Origin of the sequence: Streptomyces spongiicola, from assembly GCF_003122365.1 — a bacterium.
Classification (GTDB): Bacteria; Actinomycetota; Actinomycetes; order Streptomycetales; family Streptomycetaceae; genus Streptomyces; species Streptomyces spongiicola.
Genome location: NZ_CP029254.1, coordinates 5,847,509 through 5,868,888 on the forward strand (window position 1 = coordinate 5,847,509; position 21,380 = coordinate 5,868,888).

General features: G+C 73.5%; 11 protein-coding genes. 8 read left to right on the forward strand and 3 right to left on the reverse strand.

Going from position 1 to position 21,380, the window contains the following annotated elements; genetic code table 11:
* Positions 1-2 precede the first annotated feature (2 nt).
* From DDQ41_RS25570 to DDQ41_RS25580, 3 genes are all read left to right on the forward strand, one after another.
* Complete coding sequence (locus DDQ41_RS25570; protein WP_109296560.1) at positions 3-9,563, forward strand: non-ribosomal peptide synthetase; 9,561 nt, start codon at positions 3-5, stop codon at positions 9,561-9,563.
* 49 nt (positions 9,564-9,612) lie between these two features.
* Entirely contained in the window at positions 9,613-9,825 is a 213-nt protein-coding gene (locus tag DDQ41_RS25575; RefSeq protein ID WP_109296561.1) for an MbtH family protein, read from the forward strand.
* A 243-nt stretch (positions 9,826-10,068) separates the two neighbouring features.
* Positions 10,069-10,551, forward strand: a complete 483-nt coding sequence (locus DDQ41_RS25580) for a winged helix-turn-helix domain-containing protein (protein WP_109296562.1) — start codon at positions 10,069-10,071, stop codon at positions 10,549-10,551.
* Positions 10,552-10,607: 56 nt separating this feature from the next.
* Here DDQ41_RS25580 and DDQ41_RS25585 read toward each other — a convergent pair whose 3' ends face one another.
* Complete coding sequence (locus DDQ41_RS25585) at positions 10,608-11,339, reverse strand: tryptophan 2,3-dioxygenase family protein (RefSeq protein ID WP_162602740.1); 732 nt, start codon at positions 11,337-11,339, stop codon at positions 10,608-10,610.
* A gap of 188 nt (positions 11,340-11,527) precedes the next feature.
* On the opposite strand from DDQ41_RS25585, the gene DDQ41_RS25590 reads away from it, so the two are divergent.
* The gene (locus DDQ41_RS25590) at positions 11,528-12,715 is read left to right on the forward strand and encodes a cytochrome P450 (RefSeq protein WP_109296564.1); all 1,188 of its coding nucleotides are present in this window, start codon (positions 11,528-11,530) and stop codon (positions 12,713-12,715) included.
* Here the strand turns inward: DDQ41_RS25590 and DDQ41_RS25595 are convergent.
* Together DDQ41_RS25595 and DDQ41_RS25600 are read right to left on the reverse strand one after the other, a co-directional pair.
* Positions 12,685-14,496, reverse strand: coding sequence for a non-ribosomal peptide synthetase (locus DDQ41_RS25595; protein ID WP_245990626.1), 1,812 nt, complete (start codon positions 14,494-14,496; stop codon positions 12,685-12,687). The two genes, DDQ41_RS25590 and DDQ41_RS25595, sit on opposite strands and share 31 nt — an antisense overlap.
* A gap of 273 nt (positions 14,497-14,769) precedes the next feature.
* Complete coding sequence (locus tag DDQ41_RS25600) at positions 14,770-15,570, reverse strand: TioE family transcriptional regulator (protein WP_216365033.1); 801 nt, start codon at positions 15,568-15,570, stop codon at positions 14,770-14,772.
* A 57-nt stretch (positions 15,571-15,627) separates the two neighbouring features.
* Between DDQ41_RS25600 and DDQ41_RS25605 the strand changes: the two genes are divergently transcribed.
* From DDQ41_RS25605 to DDQ41_RS25620, 4 genes are all read left to right on the forward strand, one after another.
* Positions 15,628-18,084 carry an ATP-binding cassette domain-containing protein gene (locus DDQ41_RS25605; RefSeq protein ID WP_109296567.1) on the forward strand — a complete coding sequence of 819 codons (2,457 nt, stop codon included), beginning with the start codon at positions 15,628-15,630 and terminating at the stop codon, positions 18,082-18,084.
* A gap of 394 nt (positions 18,085-18,478) precedes the next feature.
* Positions 18,479-19,417: an NAD(P)/FAD-dependent oxidoreductase gene (locus DDQ41_RS25610; protein WP_109296568.1), complete on the forward strand. Its 939-nt coding sequence runs from the start codon at positions 18,479-18,481 to the stop codon at positions 19,415-19,417.
* A 67-nt stretch (positions 19,418-19,484) separates the two neighbouring features.
* Complete coding sequence (locus tag DDQ41_RS25615; RefSeq protein WP_109296569.1) at positions 19,485-20,468, forward strand: ATP-binding cassette domain-containing protein; 984 nt, start codon at positions 19,485-19,487, stop codon at positions 20,466-20,468.
* Complete coding sequence (locus DDQ41_RS25620) at positions 20,465-21,283, forward strand: ABC transporter permease (RefSeq protein WP_109296570.1); 819 nt, start codon at positions 20,465-20,467, stop codon at positions 21,281-21,283. Before DDQ41_RS25615 ends, DDQ41_RS25620 begins: the two co-directional genes overlap by 4 nt.
* The last annotated feature ends 97 nt before the right edge of the window (positions 21,284-21,380 follow it).

Here is a 21,380-nt window from a genome sequence, read left to right on the forward strand (position 1 = left end):
CCATGATTCCCCTGTCGTACGCGCAGCGGCGGATGTGGTTCGTCAACCGCTTCGAAGGCCCCTCCTCCACCTACAACATCCCGCTCCTCCTGCGATTCCGCGGCCCGCTCGACACGGCCGCCCTGCGGGGAGCCTTCCAGGACGTGATGGAGCGCCACGAGGTCCTGCGAACGGTCTACGAGGAGGTCGACGGCCAGCCCTTCCAGCGCGTTCTCGACCCCGCCGGCATCGAACCGCCCTGGAAGGACTGGGGGCGGGTGGCCCCCGACCGGGTACCGGGAGTGGTGGCCTCGGTGACCGGCAGCCATTTCGACCTCTCGGCCGACGTACCGCTGCGCGGGTGCGTCCTGCAAACCGGTGACGAGGAGTTCGTGCTGGTCCTGGTGATCCACCACATCGCGGGCGACGGCGGGTCGCTGGCGCCGCTGGCACGCGACGTGTCGGCGGCCTACCGGGCGCGGGTGTCCGGCGCGGCACCGGACTGGTCCGAACTGCCCGTGCAGTACTCGGACTACGCCCTGTGGCAGCGGGAGATGCTCGGCGACGAGGACGATCCGGGCAGTGTGCTCGCGGTGCAGACCGCCTACTGGCGGGAGGAACTGGCGGGTGTCTCCCGGCCCCTGCCCCTGCCCCTGGACCGGCCGCGTCCGGCGGTGGCCGGCTTCCGGGGCGAGTCGGTGCCGGCCGGGCTGCCGGCCGGACTGTTCGCCGAGGTGCAGCGGCTCGCCCGTACCCGCGGTGTGACCGTGTCGATGGTGCTGCAGGCCGCGCTGGTGGTGTTGCTGCACCGGCTGGGAGGAGGCAGGGACGTGACCCTCGGCTCGCCGATCGCGGGCCGCACCGACGAGGCGCTGAACGACCTGGTGGGCTTCTTCGTCAACACCTGGACGCTGCGGGTGCGGCTGACGGCCGAGCGGTCCTTCGACCGGGTGCTGGAACAGGTCCGGCGGAAGGCACTGGCCGCCTACGACAACCAGGACGTGCCGTTCGAGCGGCTCGTGGAGTCGCTGCGCCCGGAACGCTCGACCGCGCACCACCCCCTGTTCCAGGTGGTGTTCGCGTGGCAGAACAACACCGCTCCGCACCTGGACCTGCCGGGGATCGCGGTCACCATGGAACCGCTTCCCACCGGCAGCGCGAAGTTCGACCTGTTCTTCAACCTGGCCCCCGACGAGTCCACCGGCTCGGTCGGGGGCGAGATCGAGTACGCCACCGACCTCTTCGACCGCGCCACGGTGGAGGAGATCGCGGCCCGGTTCACGGCGGTCGTCGAGGAGGTCGTGGCCGACCCGGCCACCTCGGCCGGAGGGCCGGACGAGGGCGGGGACGGGGCCCGGGAGCGGCTCGACGCCGCCGAGCGCCGGAAGATCCTCGTCGAGTGGAACGACACCGCCCGGGCGTTCCCCTGTCCGGGACCGGTCCATCTGCTCTTCGAGGAGCAGGCCGCACGCCGCCCGGACGCGATCGCGCTGCGCTGGGCCGGCGGCACCATGGCCTACGGCGAGCTGAACCGGTGGGCGAACCGGATCGCCTGGGACCTCAAGGGGCGCGGTGTCGTCCGGGAGACCGTCGTCGGCGTCGGCGTCCGGCGCGGACCGGCCATGGTCGCCGCCGTACTGGGCGTGCTCAAGGCGGGCGGCGCCTATCTGCCGCTCGAACCGGCGCTCCCCGCCGAACGGGTGGCCGGCATGCTCGCCGACGCCGGGTGCGCCCTGGTGCTCTCCACACCGGACACCGAGCGCTGGGACGTGCCGGACGGCGTCGAACTCGTCGAACTCGGCGGGCTCGGCGGGCTCACCGGCGCCCGGCTGCCCGGCGCCGACCACGACCCGGAGCCGGCCGGGGGCCCGGACAGCACCGCGTACATCATCTTCACCTCCGGCAGCACCGGGAAGCCCAAGGGCGTCGCGGTCACCCACCGCCCGGTGCACAACCTGCTGAACTGGTGCTACCGCACCTTCGCGTTCGGCCCCGACGACGTCGCCCTGTGCGTGACCTCGCTGGGCTTCGACCTCTCCGTCTTCGACATCTTCGGCCTCCTCGGCTGCGGCGGCGGCGTCTACATCGCGGACGCCGCCCAGCAGCGCGATCCGCGGCTGCTGCTCGACGTCCTGCTCACCGAGCCGATCACCTTCTGGGACTCGGTGCCCACCACCCTGAACCAGGTCGCCTCCCTGCTCCCCGGGACGGCCACGGGCACCGGACCCGCCACGGGCGACGGACCCGAGGGCGACGGACCCGAGGGCACCGGACCCGCCACGGGCGACGGACCCGAGGGCGACGGGTTCGAGGGCACCGGACCCGAGGGCAGCGGAGCCGAGGGCACCGGCGACCTCCGGCTGGTGTTCCTCTCCGGCGACTACACCCCGCTGTCCCTGCCCGGCGAGGTCCGCCGGGTGTTCACCGGAGCGGAGATCGTCAGCCTCGGCGGCGCCACCGAGGCGACGGTGTGGTCCAACTACTTCCGCGTCCGGGAGACCGACCCCGCCTGGCGCAGCATCCCCTACGGCCGCCCGATCGACAACGCCCGCTACCACATCCTCGACGAGGACATGGAGCCGTGCCCCGTGGGCGTCGAGGGCGACCTGTACATCGGCGGGGACTGCCTCTGCACCGGCTACGTCAACCGGCCCGAACTGACCGCCGAACGCTTCGTACGCGACCCGTTCAGCGCGCGCGAGGGCGATCGCCTCTACCGCACCGGCGACCGCGCCTGCTACTTCCCGGACGGCAACATCTGCTTCCTCGGCCGCGCCGACAACCAGGTGAAGCTACGCGGGTTCCGCGTCGAGCCCGGCGAGGTCGAGCACGTCCTGCTCCGCCACCCGGCGGCCCGCCAGGCCATCGTCACCACCCGCGAGGACCGGCCCGGCGACGTGCGGCTGGTCGCCTACGTCGTCCCGGACACCGCCGCCCTGGAGTCCGCCGGCGGTCCCGGCGACCGGGTGGGGGAGTGGCGGGAGGTCTACGACCAGGCGTACTCCCACGACCGGGAGGACGCCTTCGGCGAGGACTTCACCGGCTGGAACAGCTCCCACACCGGTGAGCCCATCCCGCTCGACGAGATGCGCGCCTGGCGCGACGCCGCCGTGCGACGGGTCCTGTGCCGGTCCCCGAAGCGCGTCCTCGAAATCGGAGCCGGCACCGGCCTCCTGCTCGCGCACACCGCCGGCCGGGTCGAGGAGTACTGGGCCACCGACCTCTCCCGGGTCGCGACCGACCGGCTCCGCGACCGGGCAGCCCGGGCAGGCCTGGCCGACCGGGTCCGCCTGAGCTGCCGGCCCGCCGACGACTTCACCGGCCTGCCCGCTGGGTACTTCGACACCGTGGTGCTCAACTCGGTCGTGCAGTACTTCCCCGGCGAGCGGTATCTCGCCCGGGTCCTGGACGGTGCCTGGGAACTGCTGGCACCGGGCGGCCGGATCGTCGTCGGCGACGTCCGGCGGGCGTGCTCCCTGCGCACGCTCCAGACGGGCGTCCAGCGGGCCAGGCACCCGGACGCGGCACCGGACGTCCTGCGGACCGCCGTGGACCAGGCCGTGCTGCTGGAGAAGGAACTGGTGGTCGATCCCGAGTGGTTCGCGCGCTGGTCGCAGCGGACCGCCGCGGCCGGCGTCGACGTCCGCACCAAGGACGGCGCCTTCCACAACGAGCTGACCCGGTACCGCTACGAGGTGGTGCTGCACAAGCCCGGCACCGGAGCGGCGGGCGGGCCGCGCCGGGTCGACGGCGTCCCCGTCCTGGCCTGGGAGGGCGACCTCGACCTGCTCGCCGCCCGGATGCGCGACCTGACCGAACCGGCGGTACGCGTCACCGGCGTCCCGAACGCCCGCCTGACCGGGGAGGCCGCGGCCGCCCGCGCCCTGGGCACCGACGACTCCGCGGCACCGCAGCAGCCGCCGCTCGACCCCGCCGGGATCACCGCGTGGGCCGCGGGCCACGGCTGGGGCGCGGTGCCGACCTGGTCGGCCCGCGCGGTCGACCTGCTCGACGTCATCCTCCTCCGCGACGGCCCGGCGGCCGGCACCGACCTGGCCGGCACCTACCTCCCCGGCACGGACGAACGCGCCGCGGCCAACGACCCCGCGGCCAACGACCCCGCGACCGCCGCGGCCGTCACCGCGCTGCTGCCCGACCTGCGCACCCACCTCCGGGACAGCCTGCCCGAGTACATGGTCCCGGCCGCGATCGTGCCCATAGCCGCCGTGCCCCTCACCGACAACGGCAAGCCCGACCGGCGCGCCCTGCCCGCCCCCGACTACGCGGCCGGCAGCGGCGGCCGGGCCCCCTCCACCCCGGAGGAGGAGTCGCTCTGCGCCCTGTTCGCCGCGGTGCTCGGGCTGGACCGGGTCGGCGTGGACGACAACTTCTTCACCGCCGGCGGCCATTCGCTGCTGGCCACCCGGCTGGTCAGCCGCATCCGCGCCGTGCACGGCGTGGAGATCCCCATCCGGGTCGTCTTCCAGTCGCCCACCGCCGCCGAACTGGCCGCCCACCTCACCACTCCGGGCACCGTCCGCCCACCGCTCGGGCCCCGGGCCAGGCCGGAGCGGCTGCCGCTGTCCTACGCCCAGCGGCGGCTGTGGTTCATCCACCGCTTCGAGGGCCCCTCGGCGACGTACAACGTCGCGCTGGCCCTGCGGATGCGCGGCGAACTCGACGCGGCCGCACTGCGCCGCGCCCTGCACGACGTCGTCGTGCGGCACGAGTCGCTGCGCACCGTCTTCGGCGAGGCGGACGGCGAGCCGTACCAGCGGGTTCTGGAACCGGCCGCGATCGAGGTCCCGTGGGAGGAGCGCCGGGTCACCGAGGCCGGGCTGCCCGACGCGCTGCGGGCGGCGGCGCGCCGCCCGTTCGACCTGACCGCCGAGATCCCCCTGCGGTCCTGGCTGCTGCGGACCGGCGAGCGGGAGGCGGTGTTCCTGATCGGCGCCCACCACATCGCCGCCGACGGCTGGTCGGCCCTCCCGCTCGCCCGGGACCTCACCGCCGCGTACCGGGCCCGCCGTACCGGCCGGGCGCCCGACTGGGAGCCGCTGCCCGTGCAGTACGGCGACTACACGCTCTGGCAGCGGGAACTGCTGGGCCGGGGTGACGCCCCGGGCAGCCTCTACCGGCGGCAGCTGGACTACTGGACGACGCGGCTGGCCGGCCTGCCCGAGACGGTCACCCCGCCCGCCGACCGGTCCCGCCCGGCCGTCGCCTCGTACGCCGGCGACGTGGTGCCGCTCGCCCTCGACCCGCAACTCACCGACGGTGTGCGCCGGCTGGCCCGGGAGACGGGCGCCACGGTGTCGATGGTGCTCCAGGCGGCCCTGGCCGCGCTCCTCACCAGGCTCGGCGCGGGCACGGACGTCCCCATCGGCTCGCCCATCGCCGGACGCACCGACGAGGCGCTCAACGGGCTGGTCGGCTTCTTCGTCAACACATGGGTGCTGCGCGCCGACACCTCCGGCGACCCGTCCTTCGCCGAACTCGTCGGCCGCGTCCGCGAGAGCAGCCTCGCCGCCTACGACCACCAGGACATCCCGTTCGAGCACCTGGTCGAGGTCCTCAACCCGGTGCGCTCGCCCGCCCACCACCCGCTGTTCCAGGTCTGCCTGGCGCTCCAGAACAACGCGCGCCCGGCGTTCGACCTGCCGGACCTGACCGTGACCGAGGAGCCGTTCTCCCCGGGCACCTCCCGCTTCGACCTGTTCATCAGCGTCACCGAGCTGGACGAGGACGGGGCGCCGGCGCGCATCGAGGGCTTCGCCGAGTACGCGGCCGAACTGTTCGACGCCGGTACGGTCACCTCGCTGCTCGACCGCTGGCTGCACTTCCTGCGCCAGGTGGTCGCCGCGCCGGACACGCCCATCGAGGCGGTCGGCGTCCTCACCGAGGACGAGCACGCGGCCCTGACCCGCTGGGGCGGTGCGGGCCGGGGCGCCCGGTCCGCGGCGGGCACCCTCCACGAGCGGTTCGCCGCGGCGGCCCGCGCGACCCCGGACGCGACCGCGCTGGTCTCCGCGGACGGCGCACTCGCGTGGTCCTACGCCGAACTGGACCGCTGGGCCAACCGCCTCGCCCACCACTTCGCGGCCCGCGGCGCCCGCCCGCACAGCCGCGTCGCGCTCGTGCTGGAGCGCTCGCCGCTGCTGGTCGCCGCCGTCCTCGGCGTCCTCAAGACGGGCGCCGCCTATGTGCCGGTCGACCCCACCCACCCGCCCGAGCGCATCGGCTTCCTGCTCACGGACCTGGACCCGGCCGTCACCGTGGACCAGGGCCTCGGCGACGAGGACCTCGACGGGCTGCCCGACTCGCCGCCCGGGAGCGGGGGAGTGGGCCCGGACGCCGTCGCCTACGTGATGTACACCTCCGGTTCGACCGGCCGCCCCAAGGGGGTGGAGGTGACCCACCGGAACGTGGCGGACCTGGCGCTCGACGGCTGCTTCGGCACCGGAGCCCACCGCCGCGTCCTCGTCCACTCACCGCACACGTTCGACGCGTCGACCTACGAGATGTGGGTGCCGCTGCTCGGCGGCGGCACGGCCGTGGTGGCCCGCGCCGGCCGCCCGGACACCGCGGAACTCGCCCGGGTGATCACCGAGCGGGAGGTGACCGGGCTGTGGCTGACCGCCGGACTGTTCGCCGTGATGGCCGAACAGCACGCCGAGTGCTTCGGCGCCGTACGGGAGGTGTGGGCGGGCGGCGACGTCCTCTCGCCGACCGCCGTCCGCGCGGTCCTCGGCGCCTGCCCCGGCATCACCGTGGTCAACGGGTACGGCCCCACCGAGACCACCACGTTCGCCACCCGGTACCGGGTGGCCTCCGTCGCCCGGTGCACCGACCCGCTGCCCATCGGCACCCCGATGGACGGCAGCAGGCTCCTGGTCCTCGACGGCCGGCTGCGGCCGGTGCCGCCCGGAGTGGTGGGCGAGCTGTACATCGGCGGCGACGGCGTGGCCCGCGGCTACGCGGGAAGGCCGGGCCCGACCGCCGCCCGCTTCGTCCCCGACCCGTCCGGTCCGCCCGGAGCCCGCATGTACCGCACCGGCGACCTGGTGCGCTGGAACACGTCCGGCCGCCTCGAGTACGTCACCCGCAGCGACGACCAGATCAAGCTGCGCGGCCACCGCGTCGAGCCGGGCGAGCTGGAGTCGGTGCTGCGCGAACAGGACGGGGTGGCGAACGCGGTGGTCGCCGTGCGCCGGGACCGGCTCGGCGAACGCCGCATGGCCGCCTACGTGGTGCCCGACGGCTCCGCCGCGGACGACCGCGACGCCGCCGAGCAGGTCGGCGAGTGGCGGGAGGTCTACGACACCATGTACGGCGGGACGGAGGTCGACACCGGCGAGCTGGGCGAGGACTTCACCGGCTGGAACAGCTCCTACACCGGCAGCCCCGTCCCGCTGCCGGAGATGCGGGCCTGGCGCGAGGCCGTGCTGCGGCGGGTGCGCGCCTTCGGGCCGCGCCGGGTGCTGGAGATCGGTGTCGGCTCCGGACTGCTGCTCGGCCCGCTCGCCCCGGAGGCCGAGGAGTACTGGGGAACCGACTTCTCGGCGCCCGTCGTCGAACGGCTGCGCGCCCAGACCGGTGCCGACCGGCGGCTGGCGGGCAGGGTGACGGTGCGCTGCCAGCCCGCCGACGACCCCGAGGGCCTGCCCGCCGGGCACTTCGACACGGTGATCCTCAACTCGGTCGTGCAGTACTTCCCGGACGCCGGCTACCTCACCCGGGTGCTCGACCTGGCGATGGACCGGCTCGCACCCGGCGGACGCGTCGTGGTCGGCGACGTCCGCAACCACCGCACCCTGCGCGCGTTCGCCGCCGCGGTGCACCGCTGCCGGCAGCCCGGCGACGGCCCCGCCGCGGTGCGGGCAGCGGTCGAACGCGCGGTCCTCGGCGAGAAGGAACTCGTCGTCGACCCGGGCTTCTTCACCCGCTGGGCGGAGCACCGGCCGGACGCCGTCGCGGCCGACATCCGCCTCAAACAGGGCACCCACCGCAACGAGCTGACCCGGCACCGCTACGAGGTGGTGCTGCACAAGGCGCCGGCCAGACCGCTGGACCTGCGCGACCTGCCCGAGGCGGCCTGGGGAGGGGAGGTACGCGAACTGGCCGGCCTGGAGGCCGCGTTGGCCCGGCACGGCGGCCGGCTGCGCCTCACCCGGATTCCCAACGCCCGCCTGGCCGGCGAGGCGGCCGAGTGGGGTGCCACCGCCGAGCCGGGCGGCACCCTCGACCCCGCGGAACTGGAGGAATGGGGCGCCCGGCGCGGGCTCGCGGTGTACTGCACCTGGTCTGCGCAGGCGGGTGACTGCTTCGAGGCGGCCGTCCTGCCCGACGTCGGCGCCGTCTGCTGCGACGGCGTCTACCGGCCCGCCGAAACCCCCTCGGCCCGGGCGGCGAACGTGCCCGCGGTCTCGCGCCGCGTCTCCCGGCTGCCCTCCGTGCTGCGCGAGCGGCTCGCCGGCCGGCTCCCCGAGTTCATGATGCCCGGCGACATCGTGGTCCTCGACCGGCTGCCGCTGACCGAGAACGGCAAGGTGGACCGTGCCGCGCTGCCCGACCCGGACCCGGCCGGCGGCGGCTACCGGGCCCCGCGCACCCCGCGCGAGGAGGAACTGGCGGCGCTCTTCGCCGAGGTGCTGGGCATGGACCGGATCGGCATCGACGACGACTTCTTCGCCTGCGGCGGCCACTCCCTGCGGCTGACCCGCCTCGTCTGGCGGATTCACGAGAAGCTGGGTGTCGACGTCCCGATCCGCACGGTGTTCCAGTACCCGACCGTGGCCGAACTGGCGCCGCGGCTGTCCGCCGGCACCGATGCGGTCTTCGAGGACCCGTTCGCCGTCCTGCTGCCGATCCGCACCGAGGGCCGGCGGCCCCCGCTGTGGTGGCTGCACCCGGGAGGCGGGCTCAGCTGGCCCTATCTGGGCTTCGCCCGCCATGTGGACCCGTCCTGGCCGCTCTACGGCATCCAGGCGCGCGGCTTCGACGGGACCACCCCGCCGGCCGGCTCCATCGAGGAGATGGTCGAGGACTACCTCGGCCAGGTGCTCCGGGTCCAGCCGAGCGGCCCGTACCACCTGCTGGGCTGGTCCTTCGGCGGCACCCTGGCGCACGCCATGGCGGCCGAACTCCAGCGCCGCGGGCACGAGGTGGCGTTCCTGGCCCTGCTGGACGCGGCGCCCTCCGGCCACTTCGCCGACCTGGAGGCCCTGGACGAGTCCATGGTCCGCCGCTTCCTGGCCAACTACATGGGGCACCTCGCGGGGATGGAGGAGTACCCGTCGCTGGTCGCCACCGCCTCCTCGATCTTCATCGGGCAGATGGAGCAGATGCGCCGGTTCACCTCCCCGCGGTTCCGCGGCGACGTCGTCTTCTTCAACGCGCTCCTGGACCCGGAGACCCACGACAAGCGGCAGCTGGAGGCGGAACTCGACGTGCTCTGGCAGGAGCACGTCGACGGCCGTGTGCAGCGGGTCGACATCGCCTGCGCCCACAACGAGATGTACTGGCCGCGGAACGCGGCCGAGATCAGCCGGGCCGTCAACGGCATCCTGCGGGCGCCCCGGTGACCCCGTCCGAACCACCGACCCGATAGACCACGAGATCTGGAGGACACGGGTGAGCACCAATCCGTTCGACGACGAGAACGGCCGGTTCCACGTGCTGGTCAACGACGAGGAACAGCACTGCCTCTGGCCTGCCTTCGCCGAGGTGCCTGCGGGCTGGCGCAGTGTCCTCGGCCCCGCGGGAAGAGCGGAGAGCGTGGCCTACGTGGAGGAGAACTGGACCGACCTGCGGCCGCGAAGTCTTCGGGAGGCGATGAACGCCTAGGGCTGTGCCACGAGGCGCGTCCTCCGGAGACCCCGGGGGACGGGCCGCGAGGTGCGGGGCTCCGGAGATCCCGGAGGAACCGGTGCCTCCACGGGTTGCGGGCCGTGCCGGGCGAACCACCACGGCCCGCGGTCCCTCACGCCGCAGGACGGACGAGATGCGCCCGGGTGCCGGCGAGGGGAATGAACAACCGTCTGCGTCAACGGGGAGGCGTGTGCTGTGTTAGGCACGAAGACCGATGTCATGTTCATACGCTGGCCGGCCCAGACGGACCTGCGGAACCGGTGCCGGAGGAACGGCGTACCACGCCTCCTCGTGGTCGAGGGCGGCGCCCGTCCGCCGGTGTGCAACGACCCCTTCGAGGACTGGGTCCGCGCACCCATCTCCCGGCAGGACCTGGAGGCGCGGGTCAGGGCGCTCCAGAACAGGCTCGACGACCAGCAGGTCCCGACCCTCGACTCGGCCGGCACGCTCTGCTTCGGCCCGCACTCGATCACCATCTCCAACGTCCAGACCGACCTGATGGAGCTGCTCATCGAGCACTTCGGGGAGGTGGTGTACCGCAACGAACTCACACAGCGGCTGGCGGAGCGCGTGCAGCGGCCGACGAGGAACTCGCTCGACCTCCACATCATGCGGCTCCGCCGCCGCCTGTCCCCGATCAACCTGGCCATCCGCACGGCCTGGGGCCGCGGTTACCTGCTGGAGACCGAGGACGGCCCCTGAGGCCCGTCCGGCGGTCCGGACAGCCCCGGACGGCCCCCGGCCGGCGTCAGCCGGCGTCAGCCGGCGGCCGAGTGCTGCGAGTGGTGCGAGTGCTGCGAGTGGTGCACCCTCCCCCGCAGCCGGCGCAGCTCGGGAAAGGGCCTGGTGACGCGGCGGGCGAGGAAGTCGACGCCGCTCGACCCGCCGGTTCCGCCCAGTTCTCCGACCATCCCGGACACCAGCGCGAGATGGGCCACCTTCCAGTGCCAGTAGCCGTTCCCCAGGTCCACCAGGGCCTCCGCGATGCGGTGCAGCACCCCGCACTCCGCACCGCGCCGGCACACCTCCGGTACCGACTGCCCGTGGTATCCGGCGGCCCCCGCGAACGCCTCGTACAGGGAGCCCTGGTGGTGCTCGTTGCCCAGCAGCGCCGTCAGCCGCCGGAACTGCGCCGACTGCGCCCCGCTCGCCGTGCCCAGACGGGGCCGGAACTCGGCGAAGTGGCGCAACGGGAGCTTCTCCAGCACCACCACGTGCTGCTGAAGCAGCCGGGTCAACTCGACCGCCCGCAGCAGGAATTCGAGTCCCACCTCCAGTTCGTGCGCGTCACACGGCGGTACGAGCTTCTCGGCGGTGGCGTCCAGATCCGCCCCGACCTGCTTCAGCCACAGCTCGCAGGACTGGTGGGCGATGATGAAGAACTGCTCGGCCAGCACGACCGCGCGGCCGGCCGAGTGCGGGGACCGCGGCTCCTGTAGCGAGAGCAGAGGCTCCGTCCGGAGGTAGTCCGCGTACGTCAGAGCGCTCAAGGCGCCGCCTCCTCGTCGTGGGTGACCGGCCGGCCGCCGCCGGGCGACCCGGCGGCCTCGGCGACACGCGCTCCGGAGCATGGCACGGGAGGCGATCCGCCCGTCGCCAATCTTTCGGCTCTCATTCACCGGGAAAGACCTGGGCAAGAAAGCCCCGCTGCCGCCCCCGAGGCCGCCACCATTTCGGTATGACCACCCGGCCCGAGCTGGATCTGACCGACGGCGGCACGTTCGTGCGGCACGACGCCCGCGAGTTCTGGCGCGAGGTGCGCGCGTCCCGGCCCGTGTACCGGCACGACGGGGACCCCGGTTTCTGGGTGGTCGCCCGCCACGCCGACGTGCTCTCCTGCTACGCCGACGTGCGCTCCCTGAGTTCCGCCCGCGGGACCGTGCTGGACGTGCTGCTCGGCGGCGGTGACTCGGCCGGCGGGAAGATGCTCGCCGTCACCGACCGGCCCCGCCACCGCGAGCTGCGCAACCTGATGCTGCGCGCCTTCTCGCCGCGGGTACTCCGCGCGGTCGAGCAGAGCCTGCGGGTACGGGCCTCCCGGCTCATCGGGAACGTCACCCGGCAGGGCGAGTTCGACTTCGCGGCGGAGGTGGCCGAGCACATTCCGATGAACACGATCTGCGACCTGCTCTCCGTTCCGGAGGCGGACCGCGAGAAGCTGCTGCGCTGGAACAAGTCGGCGCTCTCCTCGGACGACGCCGAGGCCCGTCCGCTGGACGCGCTGGAGGCCCGGAACGAGATCGTCGGCTACTTCATGGACCTCGCCCGCCACCGGCGCGAGGACCCGGGCGGCGACGTCGTCAGCATGATCGCGACGGCCCGGGCCGGCGACCGCCCGCTGACCCTCGAGGAGGTCGCGCTCAACTGCTACAGCCTGGTGCTCGGCGGGGACGAGTCCTCCCGGGTGTCCGCGGTCTGCGCGGTGAAGACCCTGGCCGAGCACCCCGCCGAGTGGCGTGCGCTGCGCGACGGCTCGGCGGGGATCGACACGGCCGTCGAGGAGGTGCTGCGCTGGGCCACCCCCGCCATGCACTTCGCGCGCACCGCCACCCGCGATCTGGAGATCCGCGGCAGCCGGGTGCGCGCGGGCGACATCGTGACCCTGTGGAACACCTCCGCCAACGACGACGAGGAGGTGTTCGCCGAGCCCCGCCGCTTCGACCCGGCCCGGTCGCCCAACAGGCACGTGTCGTTCGGCCACGGACCGCATTTCTGCGTCGGCGCGTTCCTCGGCCGTGCGGAGCTGCGCGCACTGCTGGCGGCGCTCACCGAGACGGTCCGCGAGATCGAGGTGTGCGGGACGCCGGCACCGATCTACTCGAACTTCCTCAACGGCTACGGCAGCCTGCCCGTCGCCTTCCGCTGACGGCCGCCTTCCGCTGACGGCGGCGTGCCGCGCAGGCGGCTCTCGACGGACGCGGCCAGCTCGCCGATCGTCGCAGCCTCCAGCACGGCCCTGATCGGCAGCTGGACCTCGAACCGCTCGCGGATGCGGACGGCCAGCCGGGTCGCCTGCACGGAGTGCCCGCCGAGCCGGAAGAAGCTGTCGGTGACCCTCGCCTCCGGGACCCCGAGGACGTCCTCCACGATCGCGCAGACGACGGCCGCGCAACCGCCGGCCTCGCCGGAGCCGAAGTCCCCTACGCCGTCCGCCCGGACGGCCGCCGCGGCAGGCTCCGGCAGGGCCTCCCGGTCGATCTTCCCGTTGGCCAGCGTCGGGAACCGGTCCAGCACCGTGATGCGGGCGGGCACCATGTGCGCGGGCAGCAAGCCCCGGAGATGGGCGCGCAGTTCGCCCGGCTCGACCGGCGCCGTGGTGGTGACGTAGCCGACCACATGCGCGTCGGCCAGTTCACCCCGCACCACGGCGACGGCCACCTCGACCGCCGGATGGGCGGCGAGCCGGGTCTCGATCTCACCCAGCTCGACGCGGAAGCCGCGCAGTTTGACCTGGCCGTCCGCGCGGCCGGTGAAGAACAGCTCGCCGTCCGGCTCCCTGCGGCCCCGGTCGCCCGTGCGGTACATCCGGCTGCCGGGCGGCCCGAACGGGTCGGCCACGAACTTCGCCGCGGTCGCCGGGAACCGGTTCAGGTAGCCGCGCGCCAGCCCGCTGCCCGCGATGTACAGCTCGCCCTCCGTGCCGGGCGGCACCGGGCGCAGCCGCTCGTCCAGCACATGCACCTCGTTGCCGATCCACGGTGTGCCGATGCCCGTGTCGCCGGCGTCGCGCACGGGTCCGCCGATCGTCGCGCCGACGGTCACCTCGGTCGGGCCGTAGCCGTTGAACATCCGCCGTCGCGGCGACCACTTGCGCACCAGCGTCGGCGTGCAGCTGTCCCCCGTGGACATGACGGTGCCGCCGGCCAGGACGTCCTCGGCGTCGGTCTCGCTGAGCGCCGCGGGGGGCAGCACGGCGTGCGTGATGCCGTACTTGAGCAGGGTGTTCCACAGCGGCCGGCCCGGCAGCAGGTCCTCGGCGGGCACCATCACCAGTGCCGCCCCGGACAGCAGCGCCAGGGTCACGTCCCAGAAGGCGGCGTCGAAACTGATCGACGCCCACTGGAGCACCCGGTCCCCCGGGCCCGCCCGCAGTACGGCGGCCTGGGTGGCCGCCATGTCCCGCACACCGCCGTGCGGCACGGCGACGCCCTTGGGCGTTCCGGTCGACCCCGAGGTGTGGATGACGTACATCAGATGCTCGGGCCGCAGTTCGGCGCGGCGTTCGTGCCGGGCGACGTCATGCCCCGGCAGCGCCGCGCACTCGGCACGCAACGCCGGTTCGTCGAGCACGAGTTCCGGCAGTCCCGCGCCGAGGGACGCCACCTGGGACGACCGCAGCAGCAGCACCGGCCGCGCGTCGGAGAGCATGAACGCCAGGCGTTCCGCCGGGTAGCCCGGGTCGAGCGGGAGGTAGGCGCCGCCGGCCTTGAGCACCGCCATGATCGCCACGATCAGGTCGTTGCACTTCGGCATCGCGATCGCGACGAGCGCGTCGGGACCGACACCGTGCGCGATCAGCCTGCGGGCCAGCCGGTTGACCCGGATGTTCAGCTCCGTGTACCCGAGGGTGCTCTCGGCGTCGACGAGGGCGGTCTCCCCGCCCCGCCGGGCGACGGTGGACTCGAACAGTTCCGGAACCGTGTTCAAGCGCAGTCAGCTCCTTCGGGAGAGTCCCTCGTCGACGGCGAATCTAACCTCCGCCGCCCGGTGCGCCCGGTGATTCCTTCCCGTCTCTGTCAGTCAGCCCGACCCGGGCCGCCTCCCCCGGCACTGGCGGCCACCCGGGCACCGTCCAGGGCCCGTGCGGCGGCCGCGCCGTCGCTGACGTGCGGCACCGCGTCGGCCGTGTCCAGGGTGGCCCGGTCGAGCGGGAAGCAGCCCTGCTGCGGGGGGAGCGCGGAGCCGCCGTGCCGCGGGGTCTCAGACCACCGCCGGGGACCCCGGCACGGGTGCCGGTCCGGGGGCGGTCCGCCGTCCGGCCGGTGCGGCGTCCAGCAGGGCCACGTACCCGGCGAGCCGGGCGGCGGCGTCGAGCATCGCCACACCGCGGGCGGTGAGCCGCCGGCGCCAGTCGTCGAGGGCGGCGGACAGCGCCTCGGTGCCGCCGGCCGTGCGGATCTGCCGGACCACCGTGCGGATGTGCTCCAGCGGGTAGCCCCCGCGCCGGAGGAGATGGGCCAGCTCGGCGTCGCGTACGTCGGCGGTGCCGAACGAGCGGTGCCCGGTGACCGGCTCCCGGACCGGGGTGAGGATGCCCACCGCCTCCCAGTTGCGCAGCGTCGCCGCGGTGACCCCCAGCCGGCGGGCGAGTTCGCCGATGCTGAGCGGGGCCCGGTCGGCGGGCGGGTGCTCGGTGACGCCGGGGCCGGAGGTGAGGTGCTCGACCGCCCGCCCCACCGCGTCCAGGGTGCTCCGGTCGCGCAGCAGCTGGGCGTGGCCGCGGTCGACGGCCGTCAGCGCGGCGTCGAGGTCGCCCGCGTTGAGCGACCGCATGATCTCCCCGCCCACGGCGTAGCCGTACGCCTGGACGAGCGCCAGATAGGACCGCAGGGCCGCCGCGTGCGTCCGGGTGTAGGTCCGGTAGCCGGACGGGGTGCGCTCGGCGCGGGGGAGGAAGCCGTCTCGCTCGTAGTTGCGGACCGCCTGGGTGGAGATGCCGTGCTCACGGGCCAGGTCGAATGGGCGCAGGTACTTCACGGTTTGAGACTTTATCCCAAGCATTCCTGGCTTGTTTGCGCAGAAGTCTCAACCGACTTTGCAGGTATACGCTTGAGTGTCATGAACCGGGATGCTCAGGAACTCGTCACCGCGCCGCAAGACGGCGGCGTGCCGCGTCCGACACACGGGAGGGACACCACGACGGTCGGCACGGGGGCGGACACCCAGCCGCCCGCGCCGTGTGCCGCCGACGGCCACGACCGGATCCGGGTGCACGGGGCACGCGAGAACAACCTCAGGAACGTCCATCTCGAGATCCCCAAGCGGCGGCTGACGGTGTTCACCGGAGTCTCCGGCTCCGGCAAGAGCTCCCTGGTGTTCGACACGATCGCCGCCGAGTCGCAACGGCTGATCAACGAGACGTACAGCGCCTTCGTCCAGGGCTTCATGCCCACCCTGGCACGGCCCGAGGTCGATGTGCTCGACGGCCTGACCACCGCGATCCTGGTCGACCAGCAGCCGATGGGCACCAGTCCCCGCTCGACGGTCGGCACCGCCACCGACGCGGGCGCGCTGCTGCGGATCCTCTTCAGCCGGCTCGCCGAGCCCCGTATCGGCTCCCAGAAGGCGTTCGCCTTCAACGTCGCCTCGGCCGACGCGTCGGGTGTGCTGGTGGTGAACGGCAAGAAGATCGAGAAGGGGTTCAGCGTCGTCGGCGGCATGTGCCTGCGGTGCGAGGGCATGGGCTCCGTCTCGGACATCGACCCCGCCCAGCTCATCGACGACTCCAGGTCGCTCGCCGACGGCGCGGTCACCGTCCCCGGCTGGAAGCCCGACGGCTGGGTGGTGCAGTCGTTCACCGAGTCCGGCTTCCTCGACCCCGCGAAGCCGGTCCGCGACTACACCGAGCAGGAGAGGCACGACCTCCTGCACCGGGACCCGGTCAAGGTCAAGGTGAAGGGGGTCAGCACCACCTACGAGGGCCTCCTCGCGCGGGTGAGGAAGTCCTTCCTGAGCAAGGACAAGGAGACGCTCCAGCCGCACATCCGCGCCTTCGTGGAGCGGGCGGTGACGTTCGCCGTCTGCCCCGGATGCCACGGCACCCGGCTCAGCGAGACCGCCCGGTCCGCCAGGATCGACGGCATCAGCATCGCCGACGCCTCCGCGATGCAGATCAGCGACCTCGCCTCCTGGACCCGCGGTCTGAGCGACCCTTCGGTCAGGACGCTGCTGGCCGTGCTCGGCCAGACCCTCGACTCGTTCGTCTCCATCGGCCTCGGCTACCTCTCCCTCGACCGGGCGTCGAGCACGCTCTCGGGCGGTGAGGCGCAACGCGTCAAGATGGTGCGCCACCTCGGGTCCGCGCTCACCGACGTCACCTACGTCTTCGACGAACCCACCGTCGGGCTGCACCCGCACGACATCCAGCGCATGAACGAGCTGCTGCTGCAACTGCGCGACAAGGGCAACACGGTGCTGGTCGTCGAGCACAAGCCGGAGACGATCACCATCGCCGACCATGTCGTCGACCTCGGACCGCACGCCGGGACCAAGGGCGGCGAGGTGGTCTTCGAGGGCACCGTCGAGGGCCTGCGGACCAGCGGCACCCTCACCGGACGGCACCTCGACGACCGGGCCTCGGTGAAGCCGGCGGTCCGCGAGCGGACCGGGGTGCTGGAGGTGCGCGGCGCCGACGCCCACAACCTGCGCGATGTCGACGTGGACATCCCGCTCGGCGTGCTGACCGTGGTCACCGGGGTGGCCGGCTCGGGCAAGAGCTCGCTGATCAGCGGATCGGTGGACGGCCGGGACGGCGTGGTCACGGTGGACCAGTCGCCCATCAAGGGCTCCCGGCGCAGCAACCCGGCCACCTACACCGGCATGCTCGAACCGATCCGGAAGACGTTCGCCCGGGCCAACGGCGTCAAGCCCGCCCTGTTCAGCCCCAACTCCGGGGGCGCCTGCCCCGCTTGCAAGGGGGCCGGCGTCATCTACACCGACCTGGCGATCATGGCCGGTGTCGCCACCACCTGCGACGAGTGCGAGGGGAAGCGCTTCGAGGCGTCGGTGCTCCGGTACCGCCTGGAAGGACGGAACATCAGCGAGGTGTTCGAGATGCCGGTGGCCGAGGCCGCGGAGTTCTTCCGCACCGGTGCCGCGCGCACCCCGGCCGCGTACGCCGTCCTCGACCGGCTCGCCGAAGTCGGCCTGGGCTACCTCAGCCTCGGCCAGCCGCTCACCACCCTCTCCGGCGGCGAGCGCCAACGCCTCAAGCTGGCCGGGCACATGGCCGGGGAGGGCAGCGTCTACATCCTGGACGAGCCGACCAGCGGCCTGCACCTGGCCGATGTCGAGCAACTGCTCGCCCTGCTCGACCGGCTCGTGGACGCCGGCAGGACGGTCATCGTCGTGGAGCACCACCAGGCGGTCATGGCCCATGCCGACTGGATCATCGACCTCGGTCCCGGCGCCGGCCACGACGGCGGCAGGGTCGTCTTCGAGGGCACTCCGGCGGAACTGGTCGCCGCCCGCTCCACCCTCACGGGCGAGCATCTCGCGCAGTACGTCGGCGGCTGACCGGCGCGGCCGTACGCCCGCCGCCGTGCCACCGCCCCGTCCCGCCTCGCCGCGGCCCCGCCCTGCCCCGCCCCGGCGACCGGGGGCGGGAGCCGGGGCGCCGGCTACGGGAGGCGAGGGTCCGCCGGACGGGACTCCGCCCGCCCCGGCCGGGCACGCCGCCCGCACCCGCGCCGCCACCACCACACGACACCACACCACCCCGCCCCGGCGGCAGTCCGGCCCACCTCTGTCACCCGCACCGCACCGCACCGGACCGCGGACGCGGCCACGATTCCGGCCGGCGGCCTCCGCCCGCCGACAGCGCATCCGGCGCCCCGCCCACCGCGCCTCCGGCAGACCGCCGCAGCGGTGGGCGGCCCCCTCGCGCCGCCCGACGGAAGGGACCGTACCGATGCCCACGCACACCGACCACACGACCGTCGTCGTGGGAGCCGGCCCCGCCGGACTCACCGCGGCGCTCGGGCTGGCCAGATACCGCCACCCGGTGACCGTCGTGGACGGCCCCCGGCCGGCGAGGAACAGCGCGTCCACCGGTGTCCACGGCCATGTCGGGATGGACGGCGCCACCCCCGCCGAGTTCCGGGCGCGCGCCTGGCGCGAACTCTCCCGCTACCCGGCCGTCGAACGCCTGGAAGGCGAGGCCGCCGGCGTGTGCCCCACCGGGGCCGGCGGCTTCCGAGTCGTCCTCGAGGACGGCGCGGCCGTCGAGGCCCGGACCGTTCTGCTCGCGACCGGTGTCGTGGACGTCCACCCCGCGGACGTGGACGGCTTCGCGGCGTGCTGGGGCCGCACCGTGATCCACTGCCCGTTCTGCCTCGGCGAGGAGAACGCCGGCCGGCGCTGGGCGACGGTCGCCGGAAACGCGGAACTCGCGGGACTGTCCGCCGTGGCCTTCCGCGCCTGGAGCCAGGACACGATCGCCATCTGCCCGCCGTCCATGCCCGGCCTGGAGACCGCCCGCGCGGCCGCGCGAAGCAGCGGAGGGGACGTCGTCACGGGAACGGTCCGCCGCCTGCACCACCGGGAAGGTGCCCTGTACGCAGTCGAGTTGGACGACGGCCGGCTGCTGGATCGGGAGACCCTGGTGTGGACGCCGCGGCAGCGGCAGCAACCCGTCGTGCAGCGGGCGGTCGACGAACTGAAGCTGACGGTCGACGACGCCGGCTTCGTCGGCGTCGACCCGGTCCAGTGCACCAGCGTGCCGGGCCTGTACGCGGCCGGCGACCTCACCAGCCGGTGGAAGCAGTCGGTCACCGCGGCGGCCGCGGCGGGCGCGGCGGCCGCCGACGCCATCCACATGGCGGCGCTGCTCGGCGCCGCGCGCCACTGAACCGGTCGCCGCCCCTCCCACCAGTCGTCCCAGGGCCGCGTCGGATCCGGGAAGGAAGACACCTCAGATGCCAGCAGCGATCACAACGGCCGGGCTGTGCAAGCGCTTCGGCTCGCTCACCGCGCTCGACCACCTCGACCTCACGGTGCCCGAGGGCACGGTGCACGGCGTGCTCGGCCCCAACGGGTCCGGCAAGACCACCACCGTCCGGATCCTGGCCACCCTCATCAGGCCCGACGCGGGAACGGCCGAGGTGTTCGGCGTGGACGTGCGCAGCGACCCCCGGCGGGTCCGGTCGGTCATCGGGCTCACCGGCCAGTACGCCGCCGTCGACGAACTGCTCACCGGCCGCGAGAACCTGCACATGATCGGCAGGTTGTTCCGGCTGTCGAGACCCGGCAGCCGGGCACGCGCGGCCGAACTGCTCGAACGCTTCGGCCTGGAGGACGCGGCCGACCGGCAGCCCAGGACGTACTCCGGCGGTATGCGGCGCCGGCTCGACATCGCCGCCAGCCTCATGGCACGGCCCAGGCTCGTCTTCCTCGACGAACCGACCACCGGCCTCGATCCGCGCAGCCGCATGGAGGTGTGGCGGCTCGTGCGCGAACTGGTCGCCGACGGTACGACCGTACTGCTCACCACCCAGTACCTGGAGGAGGCGGACCAGCTCGCCGACTCCCTCTCCGTGATCGACCACGGCAGGGTCATCGTCAGCGGCACCCCGGACGAACTCAAGGCCCAGGTGGGCCAGGACCGGGTCGGGATCACCCTCCTCGAAGCCGGCGCGATGGAGCGGACGGTGCGGCTCCTGCGGGAGCGGCTGGGCACCGAACCGGTCGCCGACCCGGACAGGATGATCGTCCACGCGCCGCTGTCCGACGGCGGCACCCTGCCCGACCTGCTCCACCTGCTCAGGGAGTCCGGGATCGCGATCGGCGACGTGGCGCTCCGCCGGCCCACCCTCGACGACGTCTTCCTCGCCGTGACCGGCCGGTCCCCCGAGCAGCGCCCCGACCAGCGGAACACCGGGAAGGAAACCGAGCGGCCATGACCTCCGTCACCCTGACCCGGGAGAGCGGCACGTCGAGCACGCAGGCGCGCAGCGCCCTCGCCTGGTGGCTCTCCGACGTGCGGGAGATGACCGTACGCAACGTACGGCACGTACTGCGCAGCCCCGAGCTGGTGATGTTCTCGCTCGTCCAGCCGGTGATGTTCATCCTGCTGTTCACCTATGTCTTCGGCGGCGCCATCGACGTCGGCGGCGAGCGCTACGTCCAGTTCCTGCTGCCCGGCATCCTCGTCCAGATGGCGCTCTACGGCTCGGCCGCCGGCACCACCATCGGCGTCGCCGCGGAGATGCGGGAGGGCCTCATGGACCGCTTCCGCTCGATGCCGATGAGCCGCAGCGCCGTGCTCGTCGGACGCACCCTGTCGGAGATCTTCCGCAACGTCGGCGTCGCCGGGGTGACCGTCGGCATCGGGGTGCTGGTCGGCTTCCGGTTCCGGGGCGGCCTGCTGCCCGCGCTGGCCGGACTGCTGCTGTTGCTGCTCTTCGGCTACGCGGTGTCCTGGTTCGCCGTCTACCTCGGGCTGTCGGTCGGCAACGCGGAGGCGGCCCAGGCGGTCGGCGGTGTCTGGATCTTCCCCTTCACGCTGATCTCCTCGGCGTTCGTGCCGACCAGCACGATGCCGGGCTGGCTGGAGGCGTACGCCGCGAACAGCCCCATGACCGCGGCCGTGAACGCGCTGCGCGCACTGCTCTCCGGCGGCCCGGCGACGAGCTACGTACTCCAGACCGTCGCCTGGTCGATCGGGCTGATCGTGGTGTTCGCCCCGCTCGCGGTCCGCAAGTACGGCTCGCGATGACCCGCGGGCGGTGCCGCTCCGCCCCGGCGAGGGCGGTACCGCCCGCCACGACAGAAGTCCGCAAGAGATCGCCGGCACACCGAGAGGCGGCGCAATC